Below are 24,114 nucleotides of genomic sequence, written 5' to 3' on the forward strand. Positions count from 1 at the left end.
ACTATGGCAGAGATTATAAAAATGCCACGTTTAAGCGACACCATGGAAGAAGGTGTTGTTGCCAAATGGCTTAAACAAGTGGGAGATACTGTAGAAGAAGGAGATATTTTAGCAGAAATAGAGACCGATAAAGCTACGATGGAGTTCGAGTCTTTTTACTCGGGTACATTATTGCATATTGGTATTCAAGAAGGAGAAGGTGCTCCGGTTGATGCGCTTTTAGCTATTGTTGGTGAGAAAGGAGAAGATATTTCGCATTTAATAAATGCTGATAACAACAAATCAGATTCTTCTCAACCACAAGAACAAGAAGCAGAAACGCCAAAAGCAGCGCCATCTGCAAATGTTTCTATGCCGGAAGGAGTAGAAGTGGTAAAAATGCCAAGATTAAGTGACACCATGGAAGAAGGTACCGTAGCATCTTGGTTAAAAAAGGTTGGAGACACTGTAGAAGAAGGAGATATTTTAGCAGAAATAGAGACCGATAAAGCTACAATGGAGTTCGAGTCTTTTTACTCGGGTACATTATTACACATTGGTATTCAAGAAGGAGAATCTGCTCCTGTAGATGCCGTGTTAGCAATTATTGGTCCTGAAGGTACTAATGTAGATACTGTGCTGCAGGCATTAGAGAGTGGAGCTTCAGAAACAGTAGCTGTTGAGTCGGAAGCACCTCAAACCGCTTCTGAAGCTAAACCGGAAAAGCAAGTAGCACAACCTACTGCTTCGAACACCTCCGGAAGAATTTTTGCTTCGCCTTTGGCTAAAAAAATGGCGCAAGAAAAAGGAATAGACTTGTCGCAGGTTAAAGGCTCAGGAGAAAACGGTAGAATAGTAAAACGCGATATAGAGAATTTTGTTCCGGCTGCAGCAAGTGCATCTTCGCCATCACAAGAAAAGGTACAAGAGCAAGTTTCTGCTATGCCTTTTGTTCCGGCAGGAGAGGAACGCACAGAAGAGGTTAAAAACTCTCAAATGCGTAAAACTATTGCCAAACGTTTATCTGAATCTAAATTTACGGCTCCGCATTACTACTTAACCATAGAGGTAGATATGGATAATGCGATTGCTTCAAGACAGCAAATAAATAGCTTGCCGGATACTAAAGTTTCGTTTAACGATATGGTTGTTAAAGCCTGTGCAATGGCTTTAAAGAAGCATCCGCAAGTAAATACAAGCTGGAAAGGAGATACCACAGTTTATAATCACCATGTACATGTTGGTGTGGCTGTTGCGGTAGATGAAGGTTTGGTAGTACCGGTTTTACGTTTTACAGACCAAATGACATTAAGTCAAATTGGAGCACAAGTAAAAGAGCTTGCCGGTAAAGCACGTAACAAGAAGCTTACACCGCAAGAGATGGAAGGTAGCACGTTTACTGTATCTAACTTAGGAATGTTTGGTATTCAAGAGTTTACATCTATAATAAATCAGCCAAACTCTGCTATATTATCGGTTGGTGCTATTGTACAAAAACCGGTAGTAAAAGATGGTCAGATTGTTGTTGGTAATACAATGAAAGTTACCTTGGCTTGCGATCACAGAACTGTTGACGGTGCAACCGGAGCTCAATTTTTACAAACATTAAAAGCCTATTTAGAGAATCCGGTAACAATGTTGGCTTAGTGTAAACAATTTTTAAAACTTAATCATACGTTAAAGCATCCTTATTTATAGGATGCTTTTTTTATATTTAACTCCAATTATAAAAATCATGAAAAAAACAATCTACCTCTTTTTATTTGCTGTACTTACAGTAAACAATTTAAGCTTAGCACAATATGCTGATGTTAAGGTTGAAGCAAAATCAGAAATCACATCAAAATCTATAGCCGATATAATGAATTTTTTAGCTTCGGATGAGCTTATGGGAAGAGACTCTGGAACTGAAGGCTTAGAAATGGCAGCTAATTATATCGAAAAAATTTTTAAAGAATATGGGGTTAAACCTTACTTTGCTTCCTATAAAGATACCCTCACTAATTTTGATAAAACTACCTATAATATTGTTGGAGTAGTGCCCGGTAATGACGAGGTGTTAAAACATGAATATATAATTATTGGAGCTCACTACGACCATATTGGTAAAGGAAAACCGGTAGATGGAGACGATATTGCCAATGGAGCTAATGACAATGCTTCCGGGACAACTGCTGTTGTAGAGTTGGCTAAGTATTTTGCTAAAAATAAAACCAATCAAAGAAGTTTAATGTTTGTTTTATTTGCTGCCGAAGAAAAAGGACTACTTGGCTCTAAACATCTTGCCGAAAAGCTAAAAGAACACGAGCTTAATTTATATGCAATGGTTAATTTTGAGATGATTGGTGTGCCCATGAATCATGATAATTATTTGCTTTACGTTACGGGTTACAACAAATCTAATATGGCTCAAAAATTTAATGAGTATGCTAATAACCCAAAACTAATAGGTTTTTTGCCAACTGCTCAAGAGTATATGCTTTTTCAGCGTTCAGATAATTATCCGTTTCATAAAGTTTTTAATGTGCCATCACAAACGCTTTGCACATTTGATTTTACCAACTTTAAACACTACCATGGGGTAGATGACGAAGTATCTGAGATGGATTTTTCTCATATGGCGCATGTAATTAACTCGCTCATACCGGTTTTAGAAAAAATGGCTGAAACTCCTGCTAAAGAAATTCAATATTACAAGTAATGAATGTTATAATTACAGGAACAAGTAGAGGTATTGGTTTAGAGCTTGCTAAGCTATTTGCTCAAAACAATGCTAAGGTGCTTGCGCTTTCGCGTTCTCCTTTTCCGTTAAAAGATTACGATAAAAACTTAATAAAACCACTTTCTTTTAATATTGCAGACACAACAGATATTGCAAAAGTAAAAGCGTTTATAAAAGAAAATTGGAAAGAGGTGAATATTGTTATTCATAATGCCGGAACGCTTTTAAATAAACCTTTTAGTAAAACTACACTACAAGATTTTAAGGCTGTTTACGATGTTAATGTTTTTGGAGTTGCAATGCTTACACAAGCAGTTTTACCTTATATGAATAACAATTCGCATGTAGTTACAATTAGCAGCATGGGAGGAATACAAGGAAGCGTAAAATTTCCCGGTTTAGCAGCCTACAGTTCAAGTAAAGGAGCTGTAATTACTTTAACCGAGCTTTTAGCAGAAGAGTATAAAGATAACGGACCTAAATTTAATGCATTAGCTCTAGGGGCCGTTCAAACCGAAATGTTAGCCGAAGCTTTCCCTGGGTTTAAAGCTCCTGTAACAGCCCAAGAAATGGCAGCATATATTTACAACTTTGCGATTACGGGGCACAAATATTTTAACGGAAAAGTGTTACAAGTTTCTAGTACCACTCCGTAGCGTGTTCGTGTATGGTTTGTGCGGATTTTCAGCCGAGCAATTTTTTGCTTGGATGAGCCAGACACTAGTCTGACGAAAAATCCGTTGGATGAAAATTGCAAGGCTACTACTTGCCAATTTTCAGTTTAGTTCAATTGTTTTTTTAAAGTTATAAATATTATTTGAAGTTCATGCGTTAGCATGAACTATACACGTTGTTGTGATATGTTTATTCGATTACTTTATACCTTTTCCTTTTTTTCAAAACCAGACCTTTATAACCTTTAAAGTATATAGGAATTGAAATATCTCTTTCTTTTCTAACCACAAAGTGTAAATGAGGTCCTCGAGTATAACCGGTTAATCCTGCAATTCCAATTTTTTGTCCTCTTTTCACAATCTCACCTTCTTTAACTAAAACTCCTTTATAATCCAAGTGTGCGTAAGATGCTAAAGTCCCGTCGTTATGTAAGATTATAATTTTATTAGCTGCTTTTCTTAATTCTTTACCTCCTTGCTTAGAAAACCAGTCAACCACCTTAACTACAATACCTTCTCGTGCTGCATAGACTAGTTCTCCTACATTTAGTTTAAAGTCTATGGCATACTTAGATATAATACTATTGTGTGAAAACTTGCCATTAAAACTTTGTGTTACTTGATATTTTTTTCTACTCTTAAACGGTAACCTGTATTCATAATTTAAATCTGGTTTAATAACAGATTTATGTCCAAAATAATATCCTATTCTAATGCTGTCATTAAATTTAGAGGCAAAAATAGAATCTGATAGTTTTCCGTTATATTTAATCAGCACTAGGCTATCTTTAGGACTTAGTAAAAACGATTGTAATTCTACTTCACTTTTTTTAGATGTAAAGTAAATTTCAATTGGGGCAAGCAGTTTGTTTTTCACTACAAGTTTCAAAGTATCAAAATGGGTTTTCCACTCAATAGACAGATCATCTCGAAAAGAAACTGGTTCGTCTTTTTGTTTTTGACCGAAGCTATTGATTATAGCGAAAAATAAAAGAAAAGCTATAAGATTTTTATTTTTACTCACTTCTAAATATATCACAACTTGTTTATACTATAACTTAAACTTAACTATAGGTTTTTAATAGATAGCAACGTTTAAAAGCATTAAACAAATTAATATCTACATAAAGTTTTTTGTGCTTTGCATGAAGCTTGTCTTTAAAGCGCTTAGAGGATTTATTAAAATATTCTGTAACACTAAATTTTTGATCAATACCACTATTGTTTAGTAGCTGATAACTTTTGTAACGTAAATACGGGGCTAGGTTTTTACCCCTATACTTCTCAAAAGTGTACATGCTTAAAAGATAGGCTTGGTTTTTATCTAAAAAAAAGCGTTTAGCTCTAAAAGTAAAGTTATTATTCTCTATAAACATATAAGCAGCTATTTCATTGTTATGAAACAAGCCTATACATTTTTGTCCTTTTTTAAAATTTTCAAGAAGCTTTCGATCTCTAATACCAACAATGCTTTCTTCAATTTTTATAATATCATTCTCAGTTAAAAAATCTAATTTAAATTCTTGTTCATCTCCTTTTATTTTAGGTGGCGGTAGGGGCAACACATCTTCTTCTGTCCAGTAATAAGGCATAATGTCTATACCAATCTTTGCCAGCCTGTTTCTAATACCTTGTATGAGCAAGCCATGCTTAATAATATTAACAAACCAATTTATTTTGTAAGATAAAGAAGTGTTTTTTGTTTCCATATAATTTATGTCCTGCCGTAGCTACCATTGCCGGGGTTAAGGTTCATGAAACTTCTGAACGTTTCTGGAGTTACAACCTGTTTTTCGCTAGCTTTAATTATGTTATGAATTCGCTTTAATAAAGATTTATTGGTTGCTAACCGGGTTCTGTTAGTATCGTACCAAATATTGTCTTCTAAGCCAACTCTTACGCCACCACCAATAGCAATAGAAAGTGCATTCATTTTTTGTTGGTTGGTGCCAATGCCGGCCATACTCCAAAAAGAATTTTCCGGGAGTTCATTAATTAATACACCAGCATGTAGTACTTCTGCCTGTGCGCAGGCTATGTTTCCAAGCAAGAGATTAAAATAAAACGGAGGCTTAATTAATCCTTTTTTACTTAAATACTTAGCGTAATTAATCATTCCTAAGTCAAACACTTCAAGTTCTGGTACAACTCCTTTTTCTAACATCATTTGTGCTAAATTTTGTACCATGTCCGGCGCATTAACACTTGCTGTTTTATTAAAGTTTAGAGAACTTAAAGTTAAACTGGCAAAATCAGGTTTTAGGTCTCCGTCTAACAAAAGTGCATCAGATCTTTTTTCAAGTTCATTAAAATTTCTACCGCTTAGAGATACACAAATTACCAGTTGTTTATTGTATTTTCTAATGTCCTCAATAATTTTGGCATATACCTCTTTTTTATAGGTTGGCTCACCGGTTTTATCATCTCTTGCATGTAAATGCACCATAGTTATTCCTAAATCGCAAGCTGCCAAAACATCCTCTACAATTTCGGTTACACTTACAGGTACATGGGGAGTCATTTTTTTAGTAGGAATCATTCCCGTAGGAGTGAAGTTTATAATTACTCCGTTATTCATAAATTAATTTAATTAAATGCGATTAGAAAAATATAGATACTCAAAAAATAAATAAACTATTTTTGTTTTAATGAAGAAAACATTGTTGAAATACATTCCTGAGCGTGCTGTAGAACCTTGTTTTGAATTAATTAAGATAAACGAAGCACATGTTAAAATTGTAAACAAGCGAGTAACTAGGCATGGAGATTACAGGAAACTACCAAACGGATTACATTTAATTACAATTAATGCATCATTAAACCCTTACAAGTTTTTAATTACATTAATACATGAGATAGCACATTTGGTAGCTTTTAAAAAGTACGGTTATAATATTAAGCCTCATGGCAAAGAGTGGAAACTTACATTTAAAACACTAATGTTACCTTTTTTACGACCGGATATTTTTCCGGAAAGCATATTACCTGTTTTGGCCAATCATTTAAAAAATCCGAAAGCAAGCAGTGATACCGATGCTAAGCTATCTTTAGCATTAAAACAATTTGACCCTGCAAATAGTAAAAGTTATATTTTTGAGTTGCCTTACGGGAGCCTTTTTAAAATATATAACGGTAAGGTTTTTAAAAAGGGAAACAAGCGTGTTAAACGATATGAATGTGTAGAGGTGTCTAGCGGTAAATTATATTTGTTTCAACCTAACGCAGAAGTAGAATTTTTACAATAATCAAGATATTTAATAAATAATGAAATCAAATTATTATGCTGTAATTATGGCTGGTGGTGTAGGCTCCAGGTTTTGGCCGGTAAGCACACAGGCCTACCCGAAGCAATTTCACGATATGTTAGGAACCGGGAAGACGTTGCTTCAAACTACTTTCGAGAGAATTAATACTTTTATACCAAAAGAAAATATTTTAATACTAACTAATGAGCAATATAGTGGTTTAGTTTTGAGTCAATTGCCCGCTATAACTGCAGAGCAGGTACTGTTAGAGCCGGTTATGCGAAATACAGCTCCTTGTATTTTATATGCTGCTTTAAAAATTTACCAAAAAAATCCTGATGCAGTAATGCTGGTAGCGCCAAGCGACCACTGGATAGAAAACACAGAAGCTTTTACAGCTAATTGTACTTTAGCATTTACGACATGTGCCGAACAAGAAATATTAATGACTCTTGGTATAAAACCTACATTCCCCAATACCGGATACGGCTATATAGAATTTAATGACACAACTATAGAGCAAATAAAAAAAGTAAATCAATTTAGAGAAAAACCAGATTACGCAACTGCTAAAGAGTTTTTAGCTAAAGGAAATTTTTTGTGGAATGCCGGAATTTTTATTTGGGGTGTCCATACTATAATAAAAGCTTTTAAAGAACACCAGCCGGAAATGTATAGTTTATTTTCTTCTGGTACTACAAGTTACAATACAGAAAAAGAACAAGAATTTATTTCTAAAAATTATCATAAAGCACAAAATATATCTATAGATTATGCTATCTTAGAAAAAGCCAATGCTATATATGTTTTACCTGCAACGTTTGATTGGAATGATTTAGGAACTTGGGGGTCTTTGTATAATAAACTAGAAAAAGACAGTAATCAAAATGCGGTGGTTAATGCAAAGGTGTTTTGTGAGAATGCATCAGGTAATATGATTAGAACAACTACTAAAAACAAATTAGTGGTTGTGAATGGTTTACAAGATTATATAGTTGTAGATAAAGATAATGTGCTGCTAATTCATCCAAAAAGTAAAGAACAAGAAATTAAAGAGGTTTTAAATAAGGTTAAACAACAATTTGGAGAACAATACGGCTAACCTATGCAAGAAAACAACCAAAATAATAATTCGGGGACTAGCTCAGAAGAAATAAAAAAAGATTTTACCGGCTTAATGGGTAAACTAAAACAGTTTTTTTCTGAGCTTTTAGACATTAGGCATGATACCGATCAAGAAGCCACCAAAACAGCCATAATAAACGATATTCCGTTTAAAGGTCATACAGCTTGGATTTTGGTTTGCTCTATTTTTATAGCATCTGTAGGATTAAATGCAAACTCAACGGCAGTAGTTATCGGGGCCATGTTAATTTCACCATTAATGGGTCCGATTTTAGGCATCGGTATGTCATTAGCTATAAATGATATAGATACACTCAGACGGTCGTTTAAGAATTTTGGTGTGATGGTAGGTTTAAGTATTCTAACCGCCTTTTTATTTTTTAAGTTTTTCCCGTTAAAATCAGAATCTTCAGAGCTTTTAGCACGTACAGCCCCAGATATTAGAGATGTGCTTATTGCATTTTTTGGTGGTTTAGCACTTGTTATAGCACGAGCCAAAAAAGGAACCATGGCCAGTGTAATTTATGGTGTTGCTATTGCTACAGCACTAATGCCACCGTTGTGTACTGTTGGTTTTGGTTTAGCTATTGGAAATTTAGAATATGCTTGGGGCGCACTTTATTTATTTATAATTAATACCATATTTATTGCTTTAGCAACCTTTTTGGTGCTTAAATTGTTGCGCTTTCCAATGGTGCGCTATGCAAACTCTAAAAAGCGTAGAAATATAGCTAATATGGCTTCTTTTTTAGCTGTAATTGTTATGATTCCGGCCGGATATACATTTTATAAAGTTTGGAGAGAATCTACCTTTTTAAATCAGGCGCAAAACTTTATTAACGATCATGTGGCTACTTACCAATTTAAAGGTGGAAGCAGATTTTTAAAAGACTTTGCTAATATTGAATATAGAGATGGAGAAAGCCCAATTATAGAACTGGTTTTTGTAGGCGATGAAGCCATTCCGGCAAATGTTATAGACACCTGGAAAATTCAAAAAAATGATTATCCCAGATTACAAGAAGCCGAGCTAAAAGTAATTCAAGGAGCAAATAATGATGATCAAGAACGCTTTAAATATGTAAGCGAATTATACGAAGCTAAAAAGGCAGAGATAGCTAATAAAGATGAACGAATACGTATTTTAGAAGAAGAGGTGGCTTTACTTAGTAAAAATACCGGAATGCAAGTTCCCTTTGTAGAAATTAGCAAAGAAGCTAAAATAAATTACGATTATTTAGAGCGTTTAGGTTTTGCTTATACCATTGTAACAGATTTTAATACTATTGATACCATTCCGGTTTTTGAAGCTAAATGGAAGAGCGATGCTCCGCAAGAGGAGGTTAGAAAAAGCAAAGAAAAGCTAAATGCTTGGTTAAAGTTAAAACTTAATAATGCTAAAATTAGAGTTAAAGATATAGAAGAGTGATTTATGCTCGCTCTTCTATATACATTTGTCTTACTTTTTTAAAAAGCTCAGAAGAGTAAACAAAATTGGTAACCGCCTCGTTATCAGTTTTAAAAATATCTTTATTGGTTCCTTCCCAGGCTTTTATACCATCTTTTAAAAACACAATTTTCTCGCCAATCTCCATAACAGAGTTCATATCGTGTGTATTTATTATGGTGGTTATATTGTATTCTTTAGTAATTTCTTGAATAAGATTATCAATTAAAATAGCTGTTTTAGGATCTAATCCGGAGTTAGGCTCATCGCAAAATAAATATTTTGGGTTATTTACAATAGCTCTGGCAATTGCCACACGTTTTTGCATTCCACCAGATATTTCGGCCGGATATTTTTTGTGGGCATCAATTAAATTTACCCGTTTAAGCACAAAATCTACTCGATCTAGCATCTCGCTTAACGGTTTATTTGAGAACATTTTAAGCGGAAACATTACGTTCTCTTCTACAGTCATAGAATCAAATAAAGCACTCCCCTGAAAAACCATTCCCATTTCTTGCCGTAAATCTCTTTTTTCGTTTTCGCTTAATTCTGCATAAACTCTATCATCATATTTAATAGTACCTTCTTCGGGTTTAAAAATACCAAGCAATGTTTTTAAAAAAACTGTTTTCCCCGAGCCGCTTTGCCCAATTATTAGATTGGTTTTTCCTTGTTCAAATTGTGTAGATATGCCTTTTAAAATATGGGCTTTACCAAACCATTTATGTATGTTTTTAACTTCTATCATTACCCTAAAAGCATTTGGGTTAGTACGTAATTTAAAATAATAATAACAACACTTGTCCACACAAACGATGTTGTACTGGCTTTACCAACTTCTAAAGCACCACCTTTCATATAATAACCGTGGTAGGCCGGTATAGTAGCTAATACAAAAGCAAAAACAAAGGTTTTGGTAAAGGCATAAAAAACATGAAATGGCCTAAAATCTAACTGTATTCCTTCTATAAATTCTGTACTGGTTGTGTAACCTCCAAAAACACCGGCAGTCCATCCTCCTAAAATTCCTAAATACATACCAATAGCAATTACAAACGGATAAAAAAGCAGTGCAATTATTTTTGGGAACACCAGGTAGTTTAAAGAGTTTACGCCCATTACTTCTAAAGCATCTATTTGCTCTGTAACACGCATAGTACCAATACTAGAAGTAATATAAGAGCCCACTTTACCCGCCATAATTATTGAAGTAAATGTTGGTGCAAACTCTAAAATTACAGATTGCCTGGTAGCAAAACCAATTAAATTTTTTGGTATTAACGGGTTGTCTATATTTAAAGCAGTCTGTATAGCAACAACACCTCCAACAAAAAACGATATAAAAATAACTATCCCCAGAGAGCCATAAATAAGGTCGTCTATCTCTTTTAAAATGAGGTTTCTCATTATAGACCATTTGGTTGGCTTTTTAAAAACCTCTCTAATCATTATAAAGTAACTACCTATGGCTTCTAAGTAACTCATATGTTAAAAATAGTTCATCAACGAAAGTAACAAAAAATTAATGATTAGAATAACCTGTAGTATCGATTAGTTAGTATTAAACAATTATTTTTGTTGGTAAATTTTTAGATGCATGAAAAACAAGATACTGTTACTTACAGCTTTATTTGTGTTAGGAGCTTGCGCTACACAAAACACAAAAAATAATATTCAAAATAACCCAAAAGTTGTAACCAATACAACACATATACAGCCAAAACTGGTTATTGGTATTGTGGTAGACCAGATGAGGTATGATTATTTAAACCTGTTTTGGGATAAATATGGAGAAGGAGGTTTTAAAAGATTAATAAACGAAGGGTTTAACTGTAAAAACAACCATTTTAACTATATACCTACCTATACTGCTCCCGGTCATGCTTCTGTTTATACCGGAACCACTCCTGCTGTACATGGTATTATTGGTAATAATTGGTACGATAAAACACAAGATAAGAGTGTGTATTGTGTGTATGATGAAAATTATGCTTCTGTTGGAACAACAGCATCTGCAGGAAAAATGTCACCGCATCAACTTACTACAACAACTATAACCGACCAGTTAAGGTTAGCCACCCAAATGCAAGGCAAAGTTGTAGCAGTTTCTATAAAAGATAGGGGGGCGGTTTTACCTGCCGGGCATACCGGAAAAGCCTTTTGGTTTCATGGTAAAAACGAAGGAATTTGGATTACCAGTACATTTTATAGTAACGTATTACCAAAATGGGTTGTAGATTTTAATAATGCAAAAAAAGCAGACGCTTACAAGAAACCATGGAATACCTTATTTAATATAGAGACCTATACGGAGAGTGGGGCGGACAGCAATAACTACGAACGATCTTTTAATGGGCAACCAAAAGCTGTTTTCCCACATAATTTACCTGAACTGTGGGATGAAAATGGCGGATACGACATCTTAAAATCTACCCCATATGGTAACAGTTTAACTTTAGATTTTGCTTTGGCAGCAATAGATGGAGAGCAATTGGGAGCAGATAACATAACCGATTTTTTAGCAATAAGTTTTTCTAGTACAGATTATGTAGGGCATCAATTTGGAGTAAACAGTAAAGAAGTTCAGGATACTTACGTAAGATTAGATAGAGATTTAGAGCGTTTACTTACCGAGCTAGATGCTAAATTGGGCAAGGATAATTATACAGTATTTTTAACTTCAGATCATGGTGCAGTACATGTGCCAAGTTATTTACAAGACCATAAAATTCCGGGAGGCTATTTAAACTCTTCGGAAGATTTAAAACGATTAAAAGATTTTTTAACTTTTAAGTTTGGCACATCAGATTTAATTAAAAACATATCAAACAATCAAATTTTTCTAAACAAAGAGCTTATAAATAATCTTGAGTTAGATTTGAATAAGGTAGAACAGGCTATTGTAAATGAACTTTTAACATACGGACCTTACATGGCTGCTTATACTGGGAGTTCAATGCAAAGCAAGGAATTCACAGAAGGTGTTGCAGGGATGCTGCAAAACGGATATCATATGCAACGTTCGGGTGATATTTTATTAGTTCCTGCGCCTGCCCACATAAGCTATTCTAAAACCGGCTCTACGCATGGCTCCGGATTTATGTACGATACGCACGTGCCTTTAATTTTTTACGGTAAAGGTGTAAAACAAGGAAGTACAACCAGAAAAACAGTAATTCCTGATGTTGCTCCTACTATTGCCACTTTGCTGGGAATTAGTTTTCCTAACGGAGCTACCGGAACTCCTATTTTTGAAATTTTAGAGGATTAAGTTTTTTAAATACCCCTTTATACCTAAGAGACCTTATAAAAGAACCTTCTTTTGGTGAAACCAAAAAAGGTTCTTTTTTTAAATATCCTCTACAAAAACCTATAATACAGTTTATAAAAAAAGCCGGGTTTTGTTTTTTTACGGCCAATTTAGCTGATGCAATAATAGTTAAAAACAGTCCATAACGAAGTCTGTAAAATGCAATCCCTTGCTTATACTTGGCTTTTTTGCTGTAAGAGATTCCGGTGGGCTTTAAGTGCTTAACTTTAAGTGAAGTATCGGTTTTTATTTTCCATCCATGATATTGGGCTAAAAGCTCATCAACCGTATCCCATCCCATAGCGGGTTTAAGTTTTCCAATATCAAAAAAACATTTTTTTCTGTAGGCTTTTAATGCTCCTCTAACGTGATCTTTATTAGTTAAGCTTTCTAAAACCCATTTGTTGTTATTTAGAATGTAACAAAAACCTCCGGCTATACCAACTTTTGGGTTTTCTTTAAAAATTATCTGCAGTTTTTCTAAATAGTTGTCAGGTAAAACAATATCGGCATCAAACTTACATATTACATCAAATTCATCGTCTAAAGTGGCAAGAGCTTTGTTAAAAGCCTGAATTACTTTACTTCCCGGAGCATGTATTGCCTGTGAGGGTGTGTTTATAACGGTAATAAAATCATATTTTTTTTCAAATGTTCTAGCTACAGCCTCTGTATTATCTGTAGAGTTATCGTTAACAACAACTACTTTTTTAGGTAAAAGTGTTTGCGAAACTATAGAATTCAAAGTTTGGGCTATAAAAGCTTCTTCGTTATGTGCCGGTATTACAATATAAAACCTCATTTTAATTTAGTGTTGTAATAGATGTGATTACAAACTACAGATGCTTATTTACGTTCTGCATAAACGGCATAGTATCTTGGTGTAAAGTGTCTGAGTAGCGGTCTTATACCAATTTTAGAAACCGGGTTAGTCCATTTTTCGCGCTTTTTTACTTCCCATCCGGCTTTGTCTAAAAGCCAATCAAATTGCCAATCTTCAAATTCGTGATAATGACAATCTCTTTCATCATTAGGATTTTTATAGGCAGGAGAAAACCAAAGATTAAGAGGCACAGTAGCTACAAGCTTATTGGCTTTTATGGCTTTAAGTAACGGAAACGGAGAAACTAAATGCTCAAAAATTTCAAAAGCAGTTACCACATCATAGTCTAACGAGGTAACTGCTTTAAAATTTAAATCTAAATCTTCTCCTTTTGTATTTGTAACTAAGTAGCCTTGTTTTTGCATTAACTCTGATAGTGGATTAACAACACCTAAATCTAAAATTTTTGCAGGTGGCGAAACTACAGAGTTTAAAAAGCTAATTGTTTTAGAAAATCGTTTTTTTGGATAATATTCTTTATACATATTAATATCTATACACAATGGCATTGATGTTCATACCTGCACCAACACTTGCAAATATAATAACATCACCTTTATGTACAGATTGATTGTCTATCATTCCTTTTCTAACCATATCAAATAAAGTAGGAACAGTAGCTACAGAATTGTTCCCCATGGTTTGAATATTCATAGGCATAACATCTGCCGGAGGTTGGGTTTTGTACAAACGGTAAAAACGTTTTACAATAGCTTCGTCCATTTTTTCGTTTGCCTGATGAATAAATATTTTTTTTACTTGATCTATAGGAATCCCACTCTTATCTAAGCATGCTTTCATAGCTTGTGGTACATGCGATATAGCAAATTCGTAAATTTTGCGCCCGTGCATTTTTATGTAACGGGTATTAGCATCTGCTTCAGGATTGTTTGATTTTCCGAAGAATAAATAATACGCTTCGTTATGAGCATAAGTAGCAGATTCGAAAGCTAGTATACCGCTATTATCATCCTCAGTAGCTTCTACAACAACAGCTCCGGCACCATCAGAATATATCATAGAATCTCTATCGTGTTTATCTACCACTCTAGAGAGTGTTTCGGCTCCAATCACTAAACACTTTTTTGCCATTCCGCTTTTAATAAAGGCTTGCGCTTGTATAACGCCTTCAACCCATCCGGGACAGCCAAAAATTAAATCGTAAGCAACACATTTAGGGTTTTTAATTTGAAGCGAATGTTTTACTCTAGAAGCTAAGCTGGGTAATGTGTCTCCTTGAACGGAGTTATACCTAACATCACCAAAGTTGTGTGCAACAATAATATAGTCTAAGGTTTCAGGATCTATATTGGCATCGTTAATGGCATTTTCTGCTGCAAACGATGCTAAGTCTGAAGTGTTCTGATGTTTTTTAGCGTATCGCCTTTCGCCAATACCTGTAATGGCTTTAAATTTTTCTATAATTACGGTATTATCGTGTGTAAATTTATTGCCGTCGGCATCAAAAAAAGCGTGTTTAGAAAAGTTAGTGTTTTGTTCTACAACAGCAGGGATATAACTTCCTGATCCTGTAATACGAATATTCATAGTTTATTTTTTTAAACAAGTTTAATTATCCTTGCTTAAAAATAAAACTGACTATTGGGTTAAAATATGATGTTCAATCAATAGATTTAAAAACTATACAAAAACAAAACAAGCGTTTTCAAAAATCTGAAAACGCTTGTTTTTATAGGGATTACAAGGTGTAAGCTATGCTTCGGCGTAAGCCTCAATAGGTGTACATGTACAAATTAAATTACGATCTCCATAAGCATCATCTACCCGTCTAACACTTGGCCAAAACTTATTTTCGTGCAAGTAAGGCAATGGGAAAGCAGCTTTTTGTCTAGAGTAAGGAAAATTCCAAGAATCATTTGTTACCATTGCTAATGTGTGAGGAGCATTTTTAAGAACGTTGTTAGGGTTATCTGCAGAAACCTCCTCAATTTCTTTTCTAATGGCAATCATTGCATCACAGAACTTATCTAATTCTGCTAAACTTTCGCTTTCTGTAGGCTCTATCATTATAGTGCCGGCTACAGGGAAAGATACGGTTGGAGCATGAAAACCATAGTCCATTAAACGTTTAGCAATATCAGTAACTTCAATGCCTTTCTTTTTAAATGGTCTGCAATCTATTATAAGTTCGTGTGCTGCTCTTCCTTTTTCTCCGGTGTATAGAACAGGATAGTACTCTTCTAAACGGCTTTTTATGTAATTAGCGTTTAAAATAGCATATTTAGTAGCTTCTGTAAGACCTCTGTAGCCCAACATGGTTATATATCCATACGAAATAAGACATACTAAAGCACTACCCCAAGGAGCTGCAGAGATAGCAGTTATTGCGTTTTCACCACCGGTTTTAATTACCGGGTTAGAAGGCAAAAACTTAACTAAGTGTTCTGCTACACAAATAGGACCAACGCCCGGACCGCCACCTCCATGAGGTATAGCAAATGTTTTATGCAGATTTAAATGGCAAACATCTGCACCAATGGTTGCCGGATTGGTTAAACCAACTTGGGCATTCATGTTTGCACCATCCATATATACCTGTCCACCGTTGTCATGTATTATTTTGGTTATTTCTTTAATAGAAGCTTCGTAAACGCCATGTGTAGATGGGTAGGTAACCATTAAAGCAGCCAAACTATCTTTATACTTTTCTGCTTTTTCTTTTAAATCGGCAACATCAATATTACCTTTTTCATCTGTTTTAGTTACTACCACTTTCATACCGGCCATAACTGCAGAAGCCGGATTGGTACCGTGTGCAGAAGCTGGAATAAGACATATATTTCTGTGACCTTCATCGTTAGACTCATGGTAGGCTCTAATAACCATTAACCCAGCGTATTCACCTTGAGCACCTGAGTTTGGTTGAAGTGAAGTTCCGGCAAATCCGGTTATTTCGTTTAGTTGATGCTCTAAACGCGATAACATTTCTTGATATCCTTCTGCTTGATCAATTGGTACAAAAGGATGAATATTTGCCCACTCTGCCCAGCTTAATGGGAGCATTTCGGTTGCAGCATTGAGCTTCATAGTACAAGAGCCTAATGAAATCATTGAGTGGTTAAGAGCTAAGTCTTTACGCTCTAACTTTTTTATGTAGCGCATCATTTCTGTCTCAGAGTGGTAGGTGTTAAACACTTCGTTCTCTAAGAAAGGTGTTTTACGCTTAACAGCATCCGGGATTACATCAGTTTCTACATTAAAATCAACAGTTGTTGTAGTGCCGACCAATGTAGCAAAAACAGAAACTATTTTGGCAACATCATCTTCTGATGTGGCTTCGTTTAATGAAATAGAAATAGTTTGGTTATCTATATAATTAAAGTTGATGTTGTTTTTAAGTGCAATGTCTCGTAATGCATTACTGTCTGAAACAGCAACTTTTAAGGTATCAAAATAAACAGAATTTAATTGGCTAAACCCTAAGTTATTTAATACTTTATCTAGAGCTTTAGTATGATTGTGAACTTTTTGTGCTATATACTTTAATCCGTTAGGGCCATGATATACGGCATACATTCCGGCCATAACAGCTAAGAGTACTTGAGCGGTACAAATATTAGAAGTTGCTTTATCTCTTTTTATATGTTGCTCTCTTGTTTGCAACGCCATGCGTAAGGCTCTGTTACCATCTGTGTCTTTGGTGACTCCAATAATTCTGCCGGGAATACTTCGTTTATATTCTTCTTTTGTTGCAAAAAAAGCAGCATGCGGACCACCGTACCCTAGCGGAATTCCAAAGCGTTGTGTAGTTCCTACAACAACATCTACACCCCATTCACCCGGAGCAGTAAGCATAACTAAGCTTAAAATATCTGCTGCAACAGCAACTTTAATTTGGTTTTGTTTTGCTTTTTCTACAAAAGAGGCATAATCATAAACTTGTCCGTGTTTTCCTGGATACTGGAGTATTGCTCCAAAAAAATCTGTGCTAAAATCAAATTCTTCGTGGTTGCCAACAACTAGCTCTATACCTAAGGGGAGAGCTCTTGTTTGTAGTAATGATAAGGTTTGCGGAAGTATTTGTTCTGATACAAAAAACTTAACTACATTATTTTTTTTCTGTTCTCTGCTTCTTACATCAAACAACATAGTCATGGCTTCTGCAGCAGCAGTACTTTCATCTAACAAAGAAGCATTTGCAATTTCCATTCCGGTTAAATCGCAAATCATGGTTTGGTAGTTAAGCAACGCCTCTAAACGTCCTTGAGCAATTTCGGCTTGGTAAGGTGTGTAAGCTGTATACCATCCCGGATTTTCCAGTATGTTTCGTTTAATTACAGAAGGTGTAATGCTTTCGTGGTATCCAAGACCAATGTATGTTTTGTAAATTTTATTTTTTTTAGCCAGTTCATGAAGGTGGCTTAAAAACTCATTTTCACTAAGGGCTTTAGGTAAATTTAGTGGATTTTTTAACCGAATATCATCAGGGATAGTTTCATAAATAAGTTGCTCCATGTTATCTACCCCAATGGTGCTAAACATTTTTGGTAAATCGGTCTCTCTTGGCCCAATATGGCGTAATACAAAAGAATCGGTTTTCATTAAAAAATAAAATGTGTTGTTTAATTGGCTGCAAAATTACACATTAAATTAATGATACATATGCTTTTGTAGCATTAAAAAGTTACGTTTGTAACTTAGTTATTAACAAGTTACATAGCCGTTAGCTACCTTTGTTATATGCAGTTACTAAAAAAGCTTTTTAACTTTTACATAGATGCCAGCATTCATGTTGCGTTAGCTGTTTTTGCTTTTGTTAAACTAACTCATTTAACTTTAAACCTACCACCGGATAATAGTGTAGCGTGGTTTGCTTTTTTTAGTACAATAGTTAGCTATAATTTTATAAAGTATGGAGTAGAGGCTCAAAAATACATTATTGTTACTACTGTTTATTTGAGGATAATTCAATTAGTAAGTATTATAGCTTTTGGGCTTGCATTATATTATTTTTTTAAGCTGTCTTCAGCAACCTATTTGTACCTGGTAATTTTTTTGTTTTTAACTGCTTTGTACGCAATGCCTGTTTTACCACAAGCTAAAAATTTGAGAAGTTTTAGTGGGCTTAAAATTTTTATTGTTGCTTTAATTTGGGCTGGAGTAACGGTTGTTTTACCTGTGGTTAATTTAAAAGCTACGTTTAGTTTTGATGTTAAGGTTGAAGTGTTTAAACGGTTTTTATTTGTGCTAGTATTAATACTTCCATTCGAGATAAGAGATTTAAAATACGATAGCGCTGCACTTAAAACACTGCCTCAACGATTCGGAATTAAAAGAACTAAGCTATTAGGAATATTTTTGCTTGTTGTTGTGTGGGTAACAGAGTTTTTTAAGGATGACTTTGTATTTAAACAAGTTGTGGTTCTTTTTATTGTACTGGTAATTACTACTGTGTTGCTTTGGTTTACTAAAAAAAAGCAACCCAAATATTATTCTAGTTTTTGGGTAGAAGGAATTCCTGTTTTGTGGTGGATGTTAGCTTGTATGCTACTGTAAATTAGATAAGTGTTTGTTTATTTCTTGTTTAAGCTCTTGTTTTTTGCTTACGCTTAAAACTTTAAGTTGAGCCTCGCTACAAAGTTGGGTAAGCTTTTTATTTTTTTTAGAAAATTGAGCACAAAACTTACAAATAAGCAAATGTAAAAGGAGTTGTAATCGTTCTGAAAATGAGGCTTCGTTGTATTGTTTTTTGTTACAAATTTGTGCTGCTTTCTCGCAAGAAATCATAATGTGTTTTTAATTTTATTTAAACCAATTGTCTTGTAAACAAGATATTAAAGCTATACGGGCTCTATGTATTATAACCCAAAGGTTAGACGGTGTAATGTTAAGTTCATTACAAATATCTTTGGTATCCATTCCTTCTATAGTTTTCATTTTAAAAACAGTTGCTTGCTTTTGGGGTAGCTTTGCAATACATTCTTGTATAGCTAAACCAAGCTCTTTATTTTGCAATTTGTCTTCTGCAGTAAAATCAAAAGGATCAGATACTTGTTCTTCTAACCAATTGCCATCTTTATTGCTATCAGTACTATAATTAATTTTAACTTCTGCTTTGCCTTTTTTTGAATTTATTTTGCGATAATAATCAATAATTTTTCGCTTTAAAATAGATATTAACCAAGTACGTTCTGCCGCATCTCCTTTAAAGTTTTTGGCAGATTTTAAGCCTGCTAAAAAAGTTTCTTGTACTAAATCTTGTGCAAGTTCAGCATTATTAACACGAATTATGGCATAGTTATACAGGTAGTCTGCATATAAATCTACCCACAAATCTGGTTGTAGTGTATGGTTAGGACTCTTGCTCATACGTAATGTAAAAATAGAAAAAGTTAAAGGATTATGTATATTCGTAGTAGTTATACTAATTTATTGACTTTATGAGAACGTTTATAAAACTATTAGGATGTTTATTGCTTTGTGTTATAATGTCTTGCGAAGCTCAAAAGAGTAAGCTAGAGAGCATGCCTATAACAGAATTGACTTTTGAAGAGTTTGAGGAAGGTATTTTGCTTGATGTTAGAACAAAAGAAGAGTTTAATGAAGGACATCTTTCGGGAGCATTAAACATTGACTTTTTACAAGACAATTTTGCAGAGCAAGTACATATGTTAAATAAAAAGAAAACGCTGTATGTATATTGCAAATCTGGAAACAGAAGTGCTAAAGCAGCCAAAATATTAATAGATGAGGGTTTTAAACACGTTATTAATTTAGAAGGTGGTATTACAGCGTGGCAAGAAATACAGAGCAAAGTACAATAAAAAAAGCCTCAAGTTATGAGGCTTTTTTTATAAGTCCGGCTCTACGCAATAAAGCTTCAGGTTCGGGTTCTTTACCTCTAAACCTTTTATAAAGTTCCATTGGGTTTTCTGTACCTCCTTTAGATAAAATATGTTCTTTAAATTGACTTGCAACTTTGGCACTAAAAATTCCGTTTTCTTTAAAATACTCAAAAGCATCGGCATCTAAAACCTCTGCCCATTTGTAACTATAATAACCAGCACTATATCCTCCCTGAAAAATATGAGAAAACGAGGTGCTCATGCAGGTTTCCGGGTTATCCGGAAACAGTTGAGTAGGCTTAAAGAGTTCTTTTTCATAAGCTTTTACGTTGGTAACATTTTCCGGGTTGGTAGCGTGCCATCCCATATCTAACATTCCAAAACTAAGCTGCCTAACGGTCTGCATTCCTTCCATAAAGTTTGCAGCTTCTTTAATTTTCTCTATATATTCTGTTGGAATAGTTTCTCCGGTTTGGTAATGCTTGGCAAACAACGCCAACGCTTCTTCTTGATAACACCAATTTTCTAACAACTGGCTGGGAAGCTCAACAAAGTCCCAATAAACACTTGTTCCGCTTAAACTCGGATATGTAGTGTTTGCTAACATGCCATGTAACGCATGACCGAATTCGTGAAAAAGTGTTGTAACTTCATTAAAAGTTAACAGAGAGGGTTTTGTTGGAGTTGGTTTTGTAAAGTTGCAAACTATAGAAATATGCGGACGTTCATTCACACCATCTTTTACATATTGTGGCTTAAATGATGTCATCCAAGCACCATTTCGCTTCCCGGGTCTAGGATGAAAATCTGCATAAAACAGCGCTATAAAATTATTGTTTTCATCTAGTACCTTATAAGTTTTTACATCTTCATGGTACACATCTACTTCTGTAGTTTCCTCAAATCGCAAACCAAAAAGCTTGTTGGCTACTGTAAAAGCTCCTTGTATTACATTAGTGAGCTCAAAGTAGGGTTTTAGTTTTTCATCGTCTAAATTAAATTTTTCTTGCTTTAATTTTTCGGAATAGTATGCATTGTCCCAAATCTCTAATTGATCTATGCCATCAATATTTTTTGCAAATTTTGTAAGTTCATTAAACTCCTTAATTGCAGCCGGTTTAGCTTTTACTAATAAATCATTTAAAAATGCTGTAACTTTCTCAGGTTTTTCTGCCATGCGTTCTTCTAAAACATAATGTGCATGTGTTTTATAACCAAGTAAATTGGCACGTTTGTAACGTAAAGCAGCAATCTTTAAAACAATTTCTTCATTATTATATTCATTGTTTTTAAATGCTTTACTGCCAAATGCCAATGCCATTTTTTTTCTGAGTTCTCTAGACTTGGCATATTTCATAAAAGGGATGTAGCTAGGGTAATCTAACGTAAAAATCCAACCATCTTTTGATTTGCTTTGAGCTGTTTGTTTAGCAGCTTCTAAAGCACCTTCTGGGATTCCTGCTACATCTTCAGGGTTAGTTAAATGAAGTTCAAAACTGTTGGTTTCTGCCAATACATTCTCACCGAATTTTAAACTTAGTTTAGCAAGTTCTTTATCAATCTCGCGAAGTTCTTTTTTCTTAGCTTCAGGAAGGTTAGCTCCATTTCTGGCAAAACTCTTGTATTTTTTATCTAATAAAGTTTGTTGCTCCGGTGTTAAATTTAGGTTGTCTTTATTTGTATAAACCTCTTTTATTCTGTTAAAAAGTGTTTCGTTTAGCCTAATATCGTTACTAAACTCGGTTAAAAGGGGAGAGATTTGTTGTGCAAGTTGTTGAATTTCTTGATTAGTTTCTGCACTGTTTAAATTAAAAAAGATGCTTGTAATCCTGTCTAATTGCTCTCCGGCATACTCTAAAGCTTCTATTGTATTTTTAAAAGTTGGAGGCTCAGGATTGTTAGTTATTTGATCTATTTCTTTCTTAGTTTTTTCTATTTCTGCTTTAATAGCCGGCAAATAATCATCTACCTTTATTTTTGAAAACGGAGCCGAATTATAGGGTGTTTTAAATGGTTTATTTAATATGTTGTGCATAGCGATGTTTTTTGTCGATTAAACAGGTTTTTTATCGATGTTTAAAGTCTAAAAATTCAATCTTCTCGTAGTTACTTTATAACGTATTTATATAGCGCAATTTTTACTCGCCTTTTTTGAATTTTAACCTAACTGAATTACTCGCAATATGCGAGCATAAATAATTGATTAATAGCAGAGAGAACCCTTAGCCTAGCTTCGGGTTTTTTTATTGTTTTATTTGATTAGAGCCTTTAATTACTTTTTCTTTTAATGCTTCTTTATACGCAATAACTTTTTTTAAAACATCAGGATTACTGCTTCCTATTATTTGGGCTGCTAATATACCTGCATTTTTTGCTCCGTTTAAAGCAACTGTGGCAACAGGAACACCACCGGGCATTTGTAGTATAGAAAGTACAGAATCCCACCCATCTATAGAGTTACTGCTTTTTACAGGAACACCAATAACAGGTAGTGGAGAAAGAGAAGCTACCATGCCGGGCAAATGCGCTGCACCACCGGCACCGGCTATAATTACTTGAATACCTTTTTTGTGAGCATTTTTACCAAACTCAAACATCTTATCGGGTGTTCTATGAGCAGATACAATATCTACCTCTACAGCTATTGAGAATTCTTTTAAAATATCTATGGCGTCTTGCATAACAGGAAGATCGCTTGTGCTTCCCATTATTACCGCTACTTTGCTCATAATTAATTTTTTTAAGGTTTTTATTTGCTAATTACGCGTATTGTGCTTTTTACTTTCTCTGCTATATTTCGGGCTTCATTAATATCTTTATTTACAATAGTTACATGCCCCATTTTTCTGAAAGGTCTTGTTTCTTTTTTACCGTATATATGGGGTGTTACTCCTTGTAAAGCTAAAATATTTTCTATGTTTTTGTAATGAACATTGCCCTTAAAACCTTCTTCGCCTACTAAATTAACCATTACACCGGCAACTTTACTGTCTGTATTACCCAAAGGTAAGTTTAAAATAGCCCTAATATGTTGCTCAAACTGATTGGTGTAACTGGCTTCTATACTATAATGGCCACTATTATGAGGTCTCGGAGCTACCTCGTTAACCAACACAGTATTATCTTGTGTTAAAAACATTTCTACAGCCAATAAACCTACATGCTTAAAAGCTTGAGACACTTTTAAAGCAACCAATTGGGCTTGTTTTGCAATTTCTTTAGGTATTCTTGCCGGGCATAAAACGTATTCTACTTGGTTAGCTTCCGGATGAAACTCCATTTCTACCACCGGGTATACAGCTACATCACCATCTGCATTACGAGCAACAATAACCGCCAGCTCATTTTTAAAAGGCACCATTTGCTCTACAATACATTCTACATTTGGTAAACCTTCTAAGTCTGAATAGGTTTTAACTATTTTTACTCCTTGGCCATCATACCCAAACATAGCGCTTTTCCAAACAAACGGAAATTGTAATGTTTCGTGTTGTATTGCTGTTTTTATTTCGTCGGTGTAAGCAAATCTTGTAAATGGTGCTGTTGGAATAGAATGATCTGTGTAAAAAAGCTTTTGTTTGGCTTTGTTTTGAATGATGCGTAAAGTTTTAGAAGAGGGGTAAACAGTAACCCCTTTTTTTTCTAGAGCCTCGAGAGCATCTACATTTACATTTTCTATTTCTATGGTAAGTAAATCTACCTTTTCGCCAAAAGCAACTACGGTTTCAAAATCCATTAAATCTCCAACTTCAAATTTATTACAACCATGTTTTGCTGGAGCATCCGGATTTTTATCAAGTACATGGGTGGTAATATCAAATTTTCGTGTTTCGTATAATAACATTTTGCCAAGTTGGCCACCACCTAATATGCCTAATGTGAAGTTTGATGAGAAAAAGCTCATAGAGCAGTTATCAATT

Annotated in this window: 23 protein-coding genes; 9 read left to right on the forward strand and 14 right to left on the reverse strand. The window is 34.4% G+C overall.

All coding sequences use genetic code 11. From position 1 onward, the window contains the following. Positions 1-3 precede the first annotated feature (3 nt). The 3 genes from ACZ5CF_RS05085 (at position 4) to ACZ5CF_RS05095 (ending at position 3,357) form a co-directional block, all read left to right on the forward strand. Complete coding sequence (locus ACZ5CF_RS05085) at positions 4-1,626, forward strand: pyruvate dehydrogenase complex dihydrolipoamide acetyltransferase (RefSeq protein WP_464580757.1); 1,623 nt, start codon at positions 4-6, stop codon at positions 1,624-1,626. Between the two features lie 88 nt (positions 1,627-1,714). Beyond that, entirely contained in the window at positions 1,715-2,680 is a 966-nt protein-coding gene (locus ACZ5CF_RS05090) for a M28 family metallopeptidase (RefSeq protein WP_464580758.1), read from the forward strand. Then, positions 2,680-3,357, forward strand: coding sequence for an SDR family NAD(P)-dependent oxidoreductase (locus tag ACZ5CF_RS05095; protein WP_464580759.1), 678 nt, complete (start codon positions 2,680-2,682; stop codon positions 3,355-3,357). Before ACZ5CF_RS05090 ends, ACZ5CF_RS05095 begins: the two co-directional genes overlap by 1 nt. Before the next feature lie 208 nt (positions 3,358-3,565). Here ACZ5CF_RS05095 and ACZ5CF_RS05100 read toward each other — a convergent pair whose 3' ends face one another. The 3 genes from ACZ5CF_RS05100 to ACZ5CF_RS05110 all read right to left on the reverse strand — a co-directional run bounded on the left by ACZ5CF_RS05100 (position 3,566) and on the right by ACZ5CF_RS05110 (position 5,953). Then, positions 3,566-4,264: a M23 family metallopeptidase gene (locus tag ACZ5CF_RS05100; RefSeq protein ID WP_464580760.1), complete on the reverse strand. Its 699-nt coding sequence runs from the start codon at positions 4,262-4,264 to the stop codon at positions 3,566-3,568. 175 nt (positions 4,265-4,439) lie between these two features. Next, complete coding sequence (locus ACZ5CF_RS05105) at positions 4,440-5,084, reverse strand: GNAT family N-acetyltransferase (protein WP_464580761.1); 645 nt, start codon at positions 5,082-5,084, stop codon at positions 4,440-4,442. A 5-nt stretch (positions 5,085-5,089) separates the two neighbouring features. Further along, a complete protein-coding gene (locus ACZ5CF_RS05110; protein ID WP_464580762.1) occupies positions 5,090-5,953 on the reverse strand; it encodes a beta-keto acid cleavage family enzyme in 864 nt (287 codons plus the stop codon). Positions 5,954-6,023: 70 nt separating this feature from the next. Between ACZ5CF_RS05110 and ACZ5CF_RS05115 the strand changes: the two genes are divergently transcribed. From ACZ5CF_RS05115 to ACZ5CF_RS05125, 3 genes are read left to right on the forward strand one after another with little or no spacing between them, the layout of a single operon-like run. Then, on the forward strand, positions 6,024-6,620 hold the full coding sequence (locus ACZ5CF_RS05115) for a SprT-like domain-containing protein (RefSeq protein WP_464580763.1): 597 nt from the start codon (positions 6,024-6,026) through the stop codon (positions 6,618-6,620). Between the two features lie 19 nt (positions 6,621-6,639). Next, entirely contained in the window at positions 6,640-7,722 is a 1,083-nt protein-coding gene (locus ACZ5CF_RS05120) for a mannose-1-phosphate guanylyltransferase (protein ID WP_464580764.1), read from the forward strand. Between the two features lie 3 nt (positions 7,723-7,725). Beyond that, positions 7,726-9,174 (forward strand): DUF389 domain-containing protein, encoded by a 1,449-nt coding sequence (locus tag ACZ5CF_RS05125; RefSeq protein ID WP_464580765.1) that lies wholly within the window; start codon positions 7,726-7,728, stop codon positions 9,172-9,174. A 1-nt stretch (position 9,175) separates the two neighbouring features. Here the strand turns inward: ACZ5CF_RS05125 and ACZ5CF_RS05130 are convergent, their stop codons facing one another. Together ACZ5CF_RS05130 and ACZ5CF_RS05135 are read right to left on the reverse strand one after the other, a co-directional pair. Further along, the gene (locus ACZ5CF_RS05130; RefSeq protein ID WP_464580766.1) at positions 9,176-9,943 is read right to left on the reverse strand and encodes an ABC transporter ATP-binding protein; all 768 of its coding nucleotides are present in this window, start codon (positions 9,941-9,943) and stop codon (positions 9,176-9,178) included. After that, entirely contained in the window at positions 9,943-10,680 is a 738-nt protein-coding gene (locus ACZ5CF_RS05135; RefSeq protein ID WP_464580767.1) for an MlaE family ABC transporter permease, read from the reverse strand. Before ACZ5CF_RS05135 ends, ACZ5CF_RS05130 begins: the two co-directional genes overlap by 1 nt. 112 nt (positions 10,681-10,792) lie before the next feature. On the opposite strand from ACZ5CF_RS05135, the gene pafA reads away from it, so the two are divergent. Then, positions 10,793-12,466: an alkaline phosphatase PafA gene (pafA, locus tag ACZ5CF_RS05140; protein ID WP_464580768.1), complete on the forward strand. Its 1,674-nt coding sequence runs from the start codon at positions 10,793-10,795 to the stop codon at positions 12,464-12,466. On the opposite strand, the gene ACZ5CF_RS05145 is transcribed toward pafA, so the two are convergent. The 4 genes from ACZ5CF_RS05145 to gcvP form a co-directional block, all read right to left on the reverse strand. Beyond that, positions 12,441-13,307 carry a glycosyltransferase family 2 protein gene (locus tag ACZ5CF_RS05145; protein ID WP_464580769.1) on the reverse strand — a complete coding sequence of 289 codons (867 nt, stop codon included), beginning with the start codon at positions 13,305-13,307 and terminating at the stop codon, positions 12,441-12,443. The two genes, pafA and ACZ5CF_RS05145, sit on opposite strands and share 26 nt — an antisense overlap. Positions 13,308-13,351: 44 nt before the next feature. Beyond that, positions 13,352-13,873: a methyltransferase domain-containing protein gene (locus tag ACZ5CF_RS05150; RefSeq protein WP_464580770.1), complete on the reverse strand. Its 522-nt coding sequence runs from the start codon at positions 13,871-13,873 to the stop codon at positions 13,352-13,354. A 1-nt stretch (position 13,874) separates the two neighbouring features. Next, on the reverse strand, positions 13,875-14,936 hold the full coding sequence (locus tag ACZ5CF_RS05155) for a 3-oxoacyl-ACP synthase III family protein (protein ID WP_464580771.1): 1,062 nt from the start codon (positions 14,934-14,936) through the stop codon (positions 13,875-13,877). Between the two features lie 165 nt (positions 14,937-15,101). Further along, complete coding sequence (gcvP, locus tag ACZ5CF_RS05160) at positions 15,102-17,951, reverse strand: aminomethyl-transferring glycine dehydrogenase (protein ID WP_464580772.1); 2,850 nt, start codon at positions 17,949-17,951, stop codon at positions 15,102-15,104. 138 nt (positions 17,952-18,089) lie between these two features. On the opposite strand from gcvP, the gene ACZ5CF_RS05165 reads away from it, so the two are divergent. After that, entirely contained in the window at positions 18,090-18,905 is an 816-nt protein-coding gene (locus ACZ5CF_RS05165) for a UbiA prenyltransferase family protein (protein ID WP_464580773.1), read from the forward strand. Here ACZ5CF_RS05165 and ACZ5CF_RS05170 read toward each other — a convergent pair. Further along, positions 18,897-19,136, reverse strand: coding sequence for a hypothetical protein (locus tag ACZ5CF_RS05170; RefSeq protein WP_464580774.1), 240 nt, complete (start codon positions 19,134-19,136; stop codon positions 18,897-18,899). The two genes, ACZ5CF_RS05165 and ACZ5CF_RS05170, sit on opposite strands and share 9 nt — an antisense overlap. Positions 19,137-19,151: 15 nt before the next feature. Next, complete coding sequence (locus ACZ5CF_RS05175) at positions 19,152-19,718, reverse strand: sigma-70 family RNA polymerase sigma factor (protein ID WP_464580775.1); 567 nt, start codon at positions 19,716-19,718, stop codon at positions 19,152-19,154. Positions 19,719-19,789: 71 nt separating this feature from the next. Between ACZ5CF_RS05175 and ACZ5CF_RS05180 the strand changes: the two genes are divergently transcribed. Continuing rightward, positions 19,790-20,173 carry a rhodanese-like domain-containing protein gene (locus ACZ5CF_RS05180; RefSeq protein WP_464580776.1) on the forward strand — a complete coding sequence of 128 codons (384 nt, stop codon included), beginning with the start codon at positions 19,790-19,792 and terminating at the stop codon, positions 20,171-20,173. A 13-nt stretch (positions 20,174-20,186) separates the two neighbouring features. Here ACZ5CF_RS05180 and ACZ5CF_RS05185 read toward each other — a convergent pair whose 3' ends face one another. The 3 genes from ACZ5CF_RS05185 to ACZ5CF_RS05195 form a co-directional block, all read right to left on the reverse strand. Beyond that, on the reverse strand, positions 20,187-22,229 hold the full coding sequence (locus ACZ5CF_RS05185; protein WP_464580777.1) for a M3 family metallopeptidase: 2,043 nt from the start codon (positions 22,227-22,229) through the stop codon (positions 20,187-20,189). Between the two features lie 208 nt (positions 22,230-22,437). Further along, entirely contained in the window at positions 22,438-22,923 is a 486-nt protein-coding gene (gene purE / locus ACZ5CF_RS05190) for a 5-(carboxyamino)imidazole ribonucleotide mutase (protein ID WP_464580778.1), read from the reverse strand. Between the two features lie 20 nt (positions 22,924-22,943). Further along, the gene (locus tag ACZ5CF_RS05195) at positions 22,944-24,098 is read right to left on the reverse strand and encodes a 5-(carboxyamino)imidazole ribonucleotide synthase (protein ID WP_464580779.1); all 1,155 of its coding nucleotides are present in this window, start codon (positions 24,096-24,098) and stop codon (positions 22,944-22,946) included. Positions 24,099-24,114: the final 16 nt, after the last annotated feature.

Source organism: Lutaonella thermophila, assembly GCF_055387725.1.